This window comes from Metabacillus sp. KH_069, from assembly GCF_057838075.1.
Genome location: NZ_CM174460.1, coordinates 1,762,067 through 1,775,852, shown reverse-complemented (window position 1 = coordinate 1,775,852; position 13,786 = coordinate 1,762,067). Strand labels below are relative to the sequence as shown.

Genomic DNA, 13,786 nt, shown 5'->3' with positions numbered 1-13,786 from the left:
TTTATTTATGGCTGAAAGCAGGCTTTCTTTTTTCGATAAATGCCTGTACGCCCTCTTTGATATCTTCTGTCTGAAATACTTCTTCAAACAATTCCGCTTCAAGGTCGAGTCCTTCTTCAAGTGAGCTGCTGAGCCCCTGATCAACCGCTTTTTTGATCTTTGAAAGAGCGGGAAGTGAATGGCGCGTCATACGGCCAGCAAGCTCCAGCGCTTTTTGGAGGCCATCCCCTTTAGGAACTACATATGACACAAGTCCAATGTTTTTAGCTTCTGCTGCATCAATGGGGTCACCTGTAAACATCAGCTCTTTCGCTTTTGCATCTCCTACTGTGCGAGGCAGTCTTTGTGTGCCTCCTCCTCCAGGAAACAAACCGAGCTTAATTTCCGGAAGTCCGACCTGAGCATGCTCCTCTGCAATCCGGAGATCGCATGTTAAAGCGAGTTCACAGCCTCCGCCAAAGGTCAGCCCGTTTAAAACGGCAATGGTCGGCTTTGGAAACTGATCAATCTCATTCAGGAATGCATGGCCTTCAAGGAAATTGGCTTTGATTCCTTTTCTGCCGATCAGATTAGGAAACTCTTTAATGTCAGCTCCAGCCATAAACGCCCTGTCTCCAGCACCAGTCAGGATCACCGCAACGGTTTCATTGTCTTCTTTAAGTGCTGCAAAGGCTTCTTTCAGCTCCCTTGTCACCTGCTGGTTCATGACGTTAAGCGGAGGATTATTGATCGTTACGACGGCAACTGCTCCTATTTTTTCATATGAAACGGCGCGCTCTGTCATTTTTTCACCTCTTCTTTTTGATATGTGTACCAGCCCTTGCCTGTTTTTCGGCCAAGGTCCCCTTGTCTTACTTTCTGCTCAACACAGGCGAACGGTTTGTCAGCTGGATCTCCTGACTCAGCGTAGCGCTGCTGCATGACGTAATATCCGACGTCAATTCCTGATAAGTCCATTAATTCAAACGGGCCGATTGGATGATTTAAGGCTTTGCGGCAAATAATGTCGATATCTTCATAGCTTGCATATCCCTCTTCATAAAGGAAAACAGCTTCTCTCTGAAGAGCTCCTAAAATACGATTTGCGATAAAACCTGAGATTTCTTTCTTCAAAAGCACAGCTGTGCGGTTGATCGTTTTACAAACATCCATTGTTAATTCTGCTGTTTCAATTGATGTATTCTCACTCATGACTACCTCTACACAGTCCATCACAAGCGGCGGGAAAAAGAAATGCATGTTCACGACTTTGTCTTCCCGGTTTGTTGCAGATGCGATCAGAGAATTTACAATCGTTGAGCTGTTGGAGGCCAAAATAGCATGCGGCTTTGCAAGCTGATCCAGTCTTGCAAACAGCTCCCGCTTCACATCAAGCTTCTCTACTACAGCTTCAATAATAAAATCTGCATGACTTGCTGCGCGCTCAAGTGAAGATGTGAATTTCAATCTTGCAAAAGCTTCCTGTTTCGCTTCTTCCGTCAGCTTGGATTTTTTCACCCATTTATCCATGATCGAATGCAAGGTTGACTCCGCTTTTTCTAAAGCGCTTTCCTGAACATCCTGCAGAATCGTTTCATAGCCGCCCAGTGCACACAGCATCGCAATTTGATGTCCCATTTGTCCTGCTCCAATAACTGAGATTTGCTGAATGTCTTCTTTTTTCATCATGATCCTCCTCTAATGACTACTAACCAGTCGGTATGTTATAGGCGAAGAAATTCCCGGTCGCCCGAAAATTCCTCTACTTATTTAATCCTTCAAGCACGATTTTCAGAAAAATATCCGATACTTCACGATCCGATACGCGGCCATTTGGATCAAACCAGAAATAACTCCAGTTCGTCATGCCCAAAATCCCGAATGTGACAATATCCATCGGCAGATCTGAGCGGAATTCGCCGGCAGCAATTCCCGCTTCAAGCACCTGCTGAATCTTCACTCTGAAAAGATCTCTTTTTGCTACTACCTCTGCCATATCTTCTTCACTTAAATTTCTCATTTCTCTGAAGAAGACCTTTGCGCTCAATCCTTCTTTTTCTATATCATGAATGAGCATATAAACCATTTCATGCAATTTATCTTTGTACATTTTCGCATCATCCTGGATAATTTCTTCCTGTTTTCGCAGAAGATCGTCAATGTACTTTAAGTGTATCGCCATTAACAGCTCTGTTTTGCTTTTGTAATAATAATAAAACGTGCCTTTTGTGACACTCAGGGCGTCTACAATATCCTGGATCGATGTTTCTTTAAACCCTTTTTCTCCGAATAGCTGTATGCTTTGCTGTATGATTTTTTCTTTCATTATGCCTAATCCTCTCTAGCCTAGATTAAAGAGATTATACCATAAGCCCTATCATGAGATTCATAGATTATTTGCTTTAAATTCAGCTTTTTACACCTTCTTCTCTGAGAGCCCTCCGCAATATTTTGCCGACGCTTGTCTTCGGCAGCTCATCGCGGAACTCAATGATGGCAGGCACTTTATAGGATGCCAATTGGCTGCGGCAAAATGAAATAATTTCTTCTTCTGTTGTCTTTTTCCCTGGTTTTAATACAGCGAAGGCTTTTACCGTCTCTCCGCGGTAAGGATCAGGCACGCCGATAACAACTGCTTCCTGTATCGCTTCATGCTCGTATAAAACCTCTTCGATATCCCGGGGATAAACATTGTATCCGCTGGCAATGATCATATCTTTTTTCCTGTCGACAATATATAAATATCCTTCCTCATCGACCTTCGCGATATCACCTGTAAAGAGCCAGCCATCCCGAATGGTATTGGCTGTTTCCTCCGGCATATTCCAGTATCCTTTCATTACCTGAGGACCTTTTATGATCACTTCTCCGAGAGTCCCTGCCGGAACCTCTTCTTTACCAGTTGCGACATCGACAATTTTATAAGCTGTTCCAGGCACCCCGATACCAACACTGCCCGGCTTCCGCTCTCCAAACGGAGGATTGCAGTGCGTCGTAGGGGCCGCTTCGGATAACCCATATCCTTCTAAAATTTTCGCACCTGTTTTCCGTTCAAATTCTTTAATCAGCTCTACCGGCATTGGCGCGCTGCCGCTGTTGCAGATGCGGACGCTGCTGATTCCGTATTCTTCTGCCTTTGGATGGTTTGTGATCGCTACATACATGGTCGGAACTCCCGGAAAAATCGTCGGCTGCTCACGTTTAATTGTCTGCATCACTTCTTCAAGATCAAAACGAGGCAGCATGATCATGGAGTTGCCGCGAAGAACCGTTAAGTTCATGCAGGATGTCATCCCAAATACGTGAAACAATGGAATGACAGTTAAGCAGCGCTCTGAGCCTGATTTCACTTCATTTTTAAAGAATTCATACGACTGATAAATGTTTGCCATCAAGTTCCGGTGTGTAAGCATGGCTCCTTTGGATCGTCCGGTCGTCCCGCCTGTGTATTGCAGGACGGCAATATCATGCTCAGGTTCAATCTGAATTGGCAGCACTTCTCCTGAACCCATGCCCAAAAACTGCTGAAACGAATAATCATCGGGATCTGGTGTGAGTTCTTCCTGCAGACTCACTGTTATCACTTGCTTTAAGTCAGTAGTTTCCCTAATAGCTTTTACTCTTGGATAAAGAGCATCAAAAACGACGATCGTCCCAGCCCCAGAGTCATTCAGAATATGGTTCAGCTCTCTTTCCACAAGCATTGGATTTACCTGTGTGATGATGGCGCCAGCTTTTAATGCACCGTAATAAGCAACAGCATACTGCGGGCAATTTGGAAGCATAATCGCCACCCTGTCGCCTTTTTGAATGCCTTTTTTCTGAAGGGCAGAGGCGAAGGCAGTAACCATTCCCGCAGCTTGCTGATAAGAAATGGATTTTCCGTAAAACGAAATGGCTTCTTTTTCACCATACTTATGTACGGTTTCCTCAAACATTTGGGGAATCGACATGTAAGGTATGTCAAAATCATGATGCACATGCTCCGGGTACGTTGCAAACCATTTATCCAATTGCAGGTTCCTCCTTTATGGTTAGGCTCTTTTTTGAGACCCCGCTGTCTTTTCATACAGCTCTCGCGAAAAAGACCTATTGATTAAAAGGTAATTGTTCCCCCATCTACAAGCAGCGTGGCTGCTGTCACATAAGAAGCATCATCGCTTGCCAGAAACAGGACGGCCTTTGCAATTTCCTCAGGCTGCCCAATTCTTGCAAGAGCATTCGATTTCGTATAGATTTCCCATCTTCTTTCATCATTGCGCCACTCATCGATGATAGAAGTATCGATCACTCCGGGAGCAATCGCATTTACGCGGATATTTCCCTTGCCGTAATCAAGAGCGGCGTTCTTTGTCAGAGCAATAACTCCCGCTTTTGATGCATTATATGGAGCCATCCGCTTTTTCCCTTTCATTCCGAGGACGCTTGACGTATTGATAATTGAGCCTCCGCCGCTTTGCAGCATGTATGGGACGGCATGTTTGATTCCCAAGAAAACACCTTTAAGATTGATGTCAACGACCCGGTCCCATTCCTCTGTTTCCATATCGCCGATTTTCACGTTTTGATTAGACACACCGGCATTGTTGAAAAGAATATCAAGTCCGCCGTATTCCACTGCAGCTGTTTTCATCACCGCCTGAACATCCGCAGATTCAGTCACATCCGTTTTAACAAAAAGGCATGGCAGGTTTTTCTCCCTGATTTCATGAGCCGTTTTTTCTCCTGCTTCCCAGTTGGAATCGCCGATTACTACCTTCGCTCCATGTTCTGCAAACAGCATGGCTGTTGCTTTGCCAATGCCGTCTGCTCCCCCTGTAACAACTGCAACTTTTCCGGCAAGTCTCATAAATCAATCTCTCTTTCTATGATCGTAGCAATTCCCTGGCCGCCTCCAATACACGCCGTGATCAGGGCATAGCGTCCGCCTGAGCGTTTCAGCTCATAGATCGCCTTTGTCATCAAAATCGCACCTGTTGCTCCAAGCGGATGGCCGTGGGCAATTGCTCCCCCGTTTACGTTCAGCTTGCCGTGATCAAAATTCAGTTCCCGGTCGCAAGCTAAGACTTGTGCAGCAAATGCTTCATTCAGCTCTACGATGTCCATGTCTGCCAGGGATAACTTTGCTCTCTCAAGCACTTTTTTCACTGCTGGAACAGGGCCGATTCCCATAATATTCGGATCGACACCTGCAACAGCATAATGCTTTACTGTGCAAAGCGGCGTCAAACCTAGTTCCGAAGCTTTTTCACGTGACATGACCACAACTGCTGATGCAGCATCATTCAGCCCAGAACTGGTTCCGGCTGTTACGGTTCCTCCTTCTTTAAAAGCAGGACCCAATGCTCTTAAACCTTCAATCGTCGTATTTGGACGGGGATGTTCATCCGCGCTGAACAGGATAGGATCACCTTTTCTCTGACGGATCTCTACAGAAACAATCTGTTCGTCAAATCTGCCTTCTGATACAGCTGCTGCCATTCTCTGCTGGCTGCGGAGAGCATATTTATCTTGTTCCGCGCGGCTGATCTCATATTTGGAAACCAGATTTTCAGCTGTAATTCCCATTGGAGGATTGCCGATTTCTTTCGGAGACAGCACGGCTGACCTGAATTTTGGCGGTGCAGGACTGAATGGTTTTTTCGGTTTCTCCATTAAATAAGGAGCAAGAGACATGCTTTCCGTGCCGCCTGCAATATAAATGTCTCCGTCGCCCGCTTTAATCGCCTGCGCTGCAAGATTGACAGCATTGATGCCTGAGCCGCATTGACGGTCAACTGTCAGCCCTGGTATATCCAGTGATAGTCCGGTAGACAAGGCTGTTAACCTTGCAATATTCCCGCCGCCAGAGAGGACATTTCCAAAAATGACATCATCAATCATATCTGCAGATACATTTGCTCTGTTCATTGCCTCTTTAATAACAATGGCCCCAAATTCATTGGCTTCCATTGATGAAAGTGCACCGCCCTGTCTCCCGATTGGAGTTCTGACAGCAGCTACGATGACTGGATCACGATTCATTTAACATACCCCTTCCTTACATGGCATGTGTTCCGCCGTCTACGACGAGAACATCACCTGTTATAAAATCAGAAGCTCTTGCCGCCAAAAACAGGGCAGCGCCTTTTAAATCCTGATCTGTTCCAAAGCGTTTAAGAGGAGTGATATTCAGGAAATGATCTTTCCCGTTTTCAATGATCACCTGTGACATTTTAGTAGGAAAAAATCCTGGTGCAATAGCATTTACATTAATGTTGTGCTGGCCCCATTTCACGGCAAGATCTTTAGTAAAAGTGATGACAGCACCCTTACTTGTGTTATAGGCAATCGTGTCCATATAACGCGGATCTGTTCCGCCAAGCCCTGCCACAGAGGCGATATTAATGATTTTCCCGCTCTTTTGTTTAATCATATGTTTGCCTGCTTCCTGGGACATGAGAAATGTACCGGTCACATTCACATTCATTACCTTATTCCAGGCTTCAAGCGGCATATCCTGAACAGGTGCGCCCCATGTTGCCCCGCTGTTGTTTACTAAAATATCAATTTTGCCAAACTCTTCGATTGCCGTTTTTACAGTATTTTTCACATCTTCACTATTTGTCACATCACAGGATAAAGCGATGGCTTTTACTCCATATTCTCTGCTTAATCGTGAAGCTACATCTTCACATGCCGCTGCTTTTCTAGAACAGAGGACAAGTGATGCTCCCGCCTGTGCAAATCCTTCTGCCATCTGCTCGCCAAGCCCTCGGCCTCCGCCTGTGATAACGGCCACTTTGTCTGTCAGATCAAACATTTCTTTAATGTGCATGCTGCCCCTCCTTATACTGTCTGAAGATTTACGTCGTATTTTTTCAGCTCAAGCCTTGCAAGCTGGGCGCGATGCACTTCATCCGGACCGTCAGCAATTCTCAATGTTCTGGCACTTGCCCACTGAGCGGCAAGCGGTGTATCCTCGCTGACTCCAGCTGCACCGAATGCCTGAATAGCCCGGTCGATTACTTTCAAAGCCATATTCGGAGCAATGACTTTAATCATTGCGATTTCCGTTTTAGCTGCTTTATTCCCGACAGTATCCATCATGTAAGCCGCTTTTAACGTCAGTAAGCGGGCCTGTTCAATTTCAATGCGGGAGTCTGCGATCCATTCTCTGATGACACCCTGGCTTGAAATCGGTTTGCCGAACGCCTCTCTTGTTTGTACACGCTTACATAATTCTTCAAGCGCACGTTCTGCAGCACCGATTAATCTCATGCAGTGATGAATTCTTCCCGGTCCCAGGCGGCCCTGTGCAATTTCGAATCCTCTGCCTTCACCAAGCAGCATATTTGAAGCCGGCACCCTTACATCATTAAAAGTGATTTCTGCATGACCGTGCGGAGCGTGATCATAGCCAAAAACAGGAAGCACTCTCTCAATCTTGACGCCTGCAGCATCAAGAGGAACTAAAATCATCGACTGCTGCTCATACTTTGGGGCGTTAAAATCGGATTTGCCCATTACAATAGCAATCTTGCAGCGCGGGTCGCCCGCTCCTGAAGACCACCATTTTCTTCCGTTAATGACATACTCATCTCCATCACGGATGATGCTTGCCCCGATATTCGTCGCATCTGCTGAGGCAACATCCGGTTCAGTCATTGAAAAACAGGAACGGATTTCACCGGCAAGCAGAGGCTTCAGCCATTTCTCTTTTTGCTCATCTGTGCCGTAGCGGACGAGAACCTCCATGTTTCCCGTATCAGGCGCTGCACAGTTAAACACTTCAGGTGCAAGCAATGAGCGGCCCATAATCTCACAAAGCGGCGCATATTCCAGATTTGTCAGGCCTGCGCCGTACTCACTTTGGGGCAAAAATAAATTCCATAATCCTTTTTCTCTTGCTTTCATTTTCAGATCTTCCATAATAGATGGAATTTCAGACCATCTAGATTCCTGCGCATTTAATTGTTCTTCATACTTTTTTTCATTCGGATAAACGAATTCTTCCATAAAAGCTGTCACTTGTTTTTGTAAGTCAATCACCTTATCAGAGTAAGTAAAGTTCAACAAAATCACCCTTTCTTATAACTTACTAACCGGTTGGTATGTAAATCTACTTCTATCATAATATGTAACTGCCAAAAAAGACAACTATTATTCTAAAAATTCTGCCAAATTAAATCTTTTACGGGTTTTTCCTCCTTTCAAAAATACCTTTTCAATCTAAAAGGAAAGTGATATAATTCACTTGTTTTATGTGTAAATATCGAAAATGAAACCATGAAAATAGATACTATTTTTAATTAAAGAAGGTGGGAAAACAAATTGTCGCAATATGAAACACCCTTATTTACAGGATTAAAAGAGCACGCGAAAAAAGATCCTGTTCAATTCCATATCCCGGGGCACAAAAAAGGAGCTGGCATCGATCCTGAATTCCGTTCATTTATCGGAGATCCTGCTCTTTCAATAGATTTAATCAACATTGGACCACTTGATGACCTTCACTCTCCAAAAGGAATGATCAAAAAAGCTCAGGACCTTGCAGCTGAAGCATTTGGAGCAGATTATACATTCTTCTCCGTGCAGGGAACAAGCGGTGCGATTATGACAATGGTGATGGCTGTATGCGGTCCTGGAGATAAAATCCTTGTTCCCCGCAATGTTCATAAATCGGTTATGTCAGCTGTTGTTTTCTCTGGTGCTACACCAATCTTCATTCACCCGGAAATTGATAAAGAGCTCGGCATTTCACACGGCATCACAACGGAGTCTGTTGAACATGCTTTAGAGCAGCATCCAGATGCAAAAGGCCTGCTGGTCATCAACCCTACTTACTTCGGGGTGTCTGCTGATTTAAAGAAAATCGTTGAAATTGCCCATTCTTACAATGTGCCTGTTCTTGTTGATGAGGCCCACGGAGTGCATATTCACTTCCATGAGGACCTGCCGATGTCAGCGATGCAGGCAGGAGCAGATATGGCAGCAACAAGTGTTCATAAGCTTGGAGGCTCAATGACGCAAAGCTCTGTGCTGAATGTGAGCGAAGGATTGGTATCCGTTCAAAGAGTTCAAACCATCCTGAGCATGCTGACGACAACATCTACGTCATACCTGCTATTAGCTTCTCTCGATGTTGCCAGAAAACGCTTGGCTACAGAAGGACGCGAACTGGTCGAACAGGCAATCCGCCTTGCAGAAGATACTCGCAAAAAAATTAATGAAATTGATAAAATCGAGTGCATCGGTGAGGAGATTGTCGGCACCAAAGCGGCATTTGATTATGATCCGACGAAGCTGATCATTTCGATTAAAGAACTCGGTTTAAATGGCTATGATGTAGAAAAGTGGCTGCGTGAAAACTATAATATTGAAGTTGAAATGTCAGATTTATATAACATCCTCTGCATCATTACACCTGGGGATACTGAAAGAGAAACTGGCATTTTGGTTGAAGCGCTGCAGGCGCTGTCTTCAGAATTCATGAACGCATCGGCAGACTTGGTAAAACCGACCGTCATGCTGCCTGATATTCCTGTTTTAGCCCTGACACCGCGCGATGCTTTTTACGCAGAAACGGAAGTTGTGCCTTTCAGTGAATCAGCAGGTCGCATCATTGCAGAGTTTATCATGGTTTATCCGCCTGGAATTCCAATTTTCATCCCTGGTGAAATCATCTCAGAAGAAAATCTTGCGTATGTGCGCAAAAACCTGGAAGTCGGACTCCCGGTACAAGGACCAGAAGATCCTGAACTTAACTACTTGAGAGTGATTAAAGAACATAAAGCAATCAGATAATAGGAAAAGACGATTCATTTGTGAATCGTCTTTTTTGCGCATAGGTTGCCAGCCGAAGCGTATTCAACTGCCAGCATAAAGAAAACAAAAGCATGCAGGAATTCCTGCATGCTCCCATCGATCCTCTATTTAAACCCCTTGAATAACTGTGATTTCTCTTTCGAGTACCTGGCAATCGCAGCTTGTGCACTTCCCATACAAAACACTGACCTTTTCGTCCTCAAAATGATCGATCGTACCATTGCATGTTTGACATACGATTGTTCCCATTTCCATACCCCTTTTTTAAATGGATTAGCGCTTTTCGAATGATTGAAAGCGCTTAACACTTTGTAAGTCTATAATAATATAACACATTTAATCCGTCAAGCCTAAATTGTATAACACATTTAATCTTTTTCTCTTAATATATTTATCTTACTTTCTTATAAAAGCATATTAAAAAACTGGCTGAAATACGCCAGTTTTTTCTTATTCATATTCGGTTGTCAATTGGACGGCTGGGATCACTTCTTTGAAGAAATCAGAGAGTTCGGATGCCTGCTGCAGGGTATCGGTGCGAAATGTGTGCTGGAGGAGGTCGAGGTCTTCGATATCTGATGAGTCGAGCAAAGCTGCTTTACCGGTCTGCAGACATATAACGAGCGGTTTTCCAAAAAACATGTTTGAGTAAACGATGGCCAAATCATACCTCAGATCACATGAAGCAAATCCAACATACCTGACGTTTGCCTGCTCGGTATCATCGTAAAATTTTTCTGAAACGTACATAAAGGCCTCCTTATATTTATCTGATTATTCAGATTAATTATAACCTACTTTACCCTTTTGCACAATTAGGTAAACCTTTATCTTGTCAGACTGTCTAAATATTTGTAAAATTTAAGATAATCATTCAGAATTCAGAAAACTTAGGAGTTGACATGATGGCCACTCACGCTTTTATAAAATTAGTCGGCGGATCCATTCAGCAGCACATAACGGTCGATGAAGTGGAAAATCTTTTTCACTACTATAAGGAGATAACGAGTAAAACCGGCCAGCAATTAAACTTCGCATATGAAAGTTCTGCTTTCCCTTATGATTGCAGGCAAACGGACGGCTATCTTTCTTTAACTTCTGAAGAAAGAGGATATGGAAAAATGTATGTGGGAATCGGTGAAGCCGGAGATGAGCATCCTTCTTTTCTGCAAATCACCCTCCCCTCTGATTCGAAATACGGTGACAGGAATAAAGCAAATGAGTTTTCTAAATTTCTGGCAAAAAAATTAAAGGGCGAATTAACCTTATTCAACGGCAGAAAAATGTACTTTTACAAAAGATAAAAGCGATCCTGAAGGACCGCTTTTTTTTATGAGATTTTTTCAATTGAATCAGGATCGGCTATTTCATACCCCTTTGCTTTCAACCCTTCCACGATTCCCCCCAGTGCCTCATTTGTCCATTCCCTGTCATGCATTAACAGGTTGGCGCCATCTGTGAGAAACGGCGAATTGACCATAATGTCTGTAAGAGCATCTTTCGATTGATAATCCTGCTCCCAATCATACCCGTATGTCCAATTCATCACAACCATTTTTTCTTCACCTGCAATCTTCCTGCTTTCATCAGTGTTGCTGCCGAACGGAGCACGGAAAAAGCGAGGTCTTTCTCCAATGATTGATTCAACAAGATTATTCAGTTCAACAATTTCTTTTTCCTGCTCTTCTGCCGTCAGATCTTTTAAATTAGCATGTGTCATCGTATGGTTGCCGATTGGAAATCCAAGGTCATGAATGTCTTTCAATGTCTTTTTTTCTTCGTCCGTATCTAAAAAGTGTCCATTGACGAAAAAGATGGCACCTGCTCCCAAGTCTTTTAGTGTACGGGCCATTTCAAGACTGTGTTTATCCGGAGCATCATCAATTGTAACTAAAACAGCCTTTGAATTGACATCTGCGCTCAGAGGCTTAATGCTCCAATTCGCCGGATCTATTTTATATTTAGGAAGAGCTTCCGGTTCAGCTGCTGCCTCCTCCGTTTCTTTATCTTCTTTCACTTCAGGTTTTTCCGGCGGCTTATCAATTTTCTGTTCTTCTTTCTGCTTGTCCGCTTCAGCAGGGGCCGATGCTTTATTTCCGGTCTGATTTGAGCTGCACGCCGAAAGCAAACAAACTGCAGCAAGGATGAAAAACAAATACTTCATTATGTATCCCCCATTCTTTCTCCTTTATCAGTATAATATAAGGCTGATTGCTTCACTATATAAAAAGAGGAATTAATTAACAACGGTACCTACTTACTATGTATAAGGAGCTAGTTCTTTTATGAAAAGAATGACACCTGTTTTTATCATTTCCGTAGTTGTTTCTGTACTTTTTATTATCTGGGGAGCATTGCCTAAAGGTTTAGTGGGAGATGCCAATTTATCAAACGCTACGACGATTGTTCACGGATTTATCATTGAAAAGTTTGGCTGGTTTTATCTGCTCACAGCGTCTTTCTTTCTGATTTTTGCTGTGGGATTAATCTTCACGAAATATGGAAATATAAAGCTTGGAAAAGATGACGATGAACCAAGTTATTCATATCTGAGCTGGTTTGCGATGTTATTCAGTGCCGGGATGGGGATCGGGCTTGTCTTTTGGGGAGTTGCAGAGCCTATGAATCATTACAGCGCTCCTCCTTCTGGAGAAGGATTTACAGATGAATCCGCCAGAGCTGCTTTACGTTATTCCTTTTTTCATTGGGGCCTGCATCCATGGGCAATCTATTCTGTTATCGCTCTTGCCCTTGCCTATTTCACCTTCAGAAAAGAGCAGAATGGCGTCATAAGCAACATTCTCAGACCATTATTTGGTGATAAGGTAGATGGAAAGCTCGGAATCCTCGTAGATTTTCTGGCCGTTTTTGCTACTGTTTTCGGAGTTGCTACTTCTCTCGGTCTGGGAGCGATACAAATAGGGGGAGGCGTTTCCTATTTATTTGACGGAATAAACAACTCCTTTACCACCCAGCTGATTATTATTTTTATTGTCACATTTTTCTTTATGCTCTCCGCTCAAACAGGTTTAGATAGGGGTATTAGAATTCTCAGTAACGCTAATATAATTATTGCGATATCACTGATGATTTTTCTCCTTTTTGCAGGACCAACCAATTTCATCATGGATTTGTTCACAACGACCATTGGAGGCTACCTTCAGAATCTGACGTATATGAGCTTTCGCCTTACACCATTTACTGAGGAAAGCACCTGGGTGCAGGACTGGACCATTTTTTACTGGGCATGGTGGATCTCCTGGGCGCCGTTTGTCGGCACCTTTATAGCAAGGATATCAAGAGGACGGACAATCAGAGAATTTTTAATTGGTGTGCTTGCTGTTCCGACTATCTTTGGCGCGCTCTGGTTCTCTGTCTTTGGCGGCTCTGCTCTATATCTTCAGCACTTTATGAAGAAACCGATTATGGATATCATGAATGACAAAGGGATGGAAGTAGCGCTGTTTGCCGTGCTGGAGCAATTTCCTCTCGGTACATTCATGTCCTTGCTTGCCATCCTGTTAATCAGCACCTTTTTTATTACATCAGCTGATTCTGCAACGTTTGTTCTCGGAATGCAGACGACGAATGGCGATTTAAATCCATCCGGCAGGGTGAAATTTATTTGGGGCATCATTCAGTCTGCAGCAGCTGCCATTCTGTTGTGGACGGGCGGTCTTGAAGCCCTGCAAAGAGCTTCCATTATCGCTGCTCTTCCATTTGCCGTCATCATGATTCTGATGGTCTTTTCACTATTAAAGTCCTTGCGCAAAGAAAGACTTGCAATGTATGAGCCTGTGCAAAAAAATAATGAAAAATGAGGCTGGGACAAAAGGTTTTCAGCCAAAGAATAATCCGAATTATTATGTGAAATTCCAACTTGAATTTCGTTTTAGTTCGGATTTTTTTCTTTGGCTCTTTTCATAAAAATTGTTGCTACAGTACTAACTGTTAAAAACCTTAAGTGGATTGCAGCGGAAGGAACTTGACTCCTGCGGGA

At 43.6% G+C, this 13,786-nt stretch carries 14 protein-coding genes; 3 read left to right on the top strand and 11 right to left on the bottom strand.

Annotated features, from left to right (window positions below):
- Position 1 precedes the first annotated feature (1 nt).
- From AC3ISE_RS08760 to AC3ISE_RS08725, 8 genes are all read right to left on the bottom strand, one after another.
- Positions 2-784 (bottom strand): enoyl-CoA hydratase, encoded by a 783-nt coding sequence (locus AC3ISE_RS08760; protein ID WP_489223900.1) that lies wholly within the window; start codon positions 782-784, stop codon positions 2-4.
- Positions 781-1,665: a 3-hydroxyacyl-CoA dehydrogenase family protein gene (locus AC3ISE_RS08755; RefSeq protein WP_489224296.1), complete on the bottom strand. Its 885-nt coding sequence runs from the start codon at positions 1,663-1,665 to the stop codon at positions 781-783. The genes AC3ISE_RS08760 and AC3ISE_RS08755 overlap by 4 nt, the downstream gene beginning before the upstream one ends.
- A gap of 76 nt (positions 1,666-1,741) precedes the next feature.
- Positions 1,742-2,305, bottom strand: coding sequence for a TetR/AcrR family transcriptional regulator (locus AC3ISE_RS08750; RefSeq protein ID WP_154318143.1), 564 nt, complete (start codon positions 2,303-2,305; stop codon positions 1,742-1,744).
- Positions 2,306-2,387: 82 nt separating this feature from the next.
- Positions 2,388-3,932: a long-chain-fatty-acid--CoA ligase gene (locus AC3ISE_RS08745; protein WP_489224295.1), complete on the bottom strand. Its 1,545-nt coding sequence runs from the start codon at positions 3,930-3,932 to the stop codon at positions 2,388-2,390.
- Positions 3,933-4,075: 143 nt separating this feature from the next.
- Entirely contained in the window at positions 4,076-4,828 is a 753-nt protein-coding gene (locus AC3ISE_RS08740; protein WP_489223899.1) for an SDR family NAD(P)-dependent oxidoreductase, read from the bottom strand.
- Positions 4,825-6,003 (bottom strand): thiolase family protein, encoded by a 1,179-nt coding sequence (locus tag AC3ISE_RS08735; protein WP_489223898.1) that lies wholly within the window; start codon positions 6,001-6,003, stop codon positions 4,825-4,827. The genes AC3ISE_RS08740 and AC3ISE_RS08735 overlap by 4 nt, the downstream gene beginning before the upstream one ends.
- Positions 6,004-6,019: 16 nt before the next feature.
- Positions 6,020-6,796 carry an SDR family oxidoreductase gene (locus AC3ISE_RS08730; protein ID WP_489223897.1) on the bottom strand — a complete coding sequence of 259 codons (777 nt, stop codon included), beginning with the start codon at positions 6,794-6,796 and terminating at the stop codon, positions 6,020-6,022.
- A gap of 11 nt (positions 6,797-6,807) precedes the next feature.
- The gene (locus AC3ISE_RS08725; RefSeq protein WP_489223896.1) at positions 6,808-8,034 is read right to left on the bottom strand and encodes an acyl-CoA dehydrogenase; all 1,227 of its coding nucleotides are present in this window, start codon (positions 8,032-8,034) and stop codon (positions 6,808-6,810) included.
- A gap of 258 nt (positions 8,035-8,292) precedes the next feature.
- On the opposite strand from AC3ISE_RS08725, the gene AC3ISE_RS08720 reads away from it, so the two are divergent.
- Complete coding sequence (locus tag AC3ISE_RS08720) at positions 8,293-9,765, top strand: aminotransferase class I/II-fold pyridoxal phosphate-dependent enzyme (protein WP_489223895.1); 1,473 nt, start codon at positions 8,293-8,295, stop codon at positions 9,763-9,765.
- A 129-nt stretch (positions 9,766-9,894) separates the two neighbouring features.
- Here the strand turns inward: AC3ISE_RS08720 and AC3ISE_RS08715 are convergent, their stop codons facing one another.
- A complete protein-coding gene (locus AC3ISE_RS08715; RefSeq protein WP_083328358.1) occupies positions 9,895-10,035 on the bottom strand; it encodes a GapA-binding peptide SR1P in 141 nt (46 codons plus the stop codon).
- 201 nt (positions 10,036-10,236) lie between these two features.
- On the bottom strand, positions 10,237-10,536 hold the full coding sequence (locus AC3ISE_RS08710; RefSeq protein ID WP_309191400.1) for a DUF3055 domain-containing protein: 300 nt from the start codon (positions 10,534-10,536) through the stop codon (positions 10,237-10,239).
- Between the two features lie 155 nt (positions 10,537-10,691).
- Here AC3ISE_RS08710 and AC3ISE_RS08705 point away from each other — a divergent pair, with 155 nt between their 5' ends.
- Positions 10,692-11,090, top strand: a complete 399-nt coding sequence (locus AC3ISE_RS08705) for a DUF1885 family protein (RefSeq protein WP_489224294.1) — start codon at positions 10,692-10,694, stop codon at positions 11,088-11,090.
- Positions 11,091-11,116: 26 nt separating this feature from the next.
- Here AC3ISE_RS08705 and AC3ISE_RS08700 read toward each other — a convergent pair whose 3' ends face one another.
- Positions 11,117-11,950 (bottom strand): polysaccharide deacetylase family protein, encoded by an 834-nt coding sequence (locus AC3ISE_RS08700; RefSeq protein WP_489223894.1) that lies wholly within the window; start codon positions 11,948-11,950, stop codon positions 11,117-11,119.
- Between the two features lie 121 nt (positions 11,951-12,071).
- On the opposite strand from AC3ISE_RS08700, the gene AC3ISE_RS08695 reads away from it, so the two are divergent.
- Positions 12,072-13,607: a glycine betaine uptake BCCT transporter gene (locus tag AC3ISE_RS08695; protein WP_489223893.1), complete on the top strand. Its 1,536-nt coding sequence runs from the start codon at positions 12,072-12,074 to the stop codon at positions 13,605-13,607.
- The last annotated feature ends 179 nt before the right edge of the window (positions 13,608-13,786 follow it).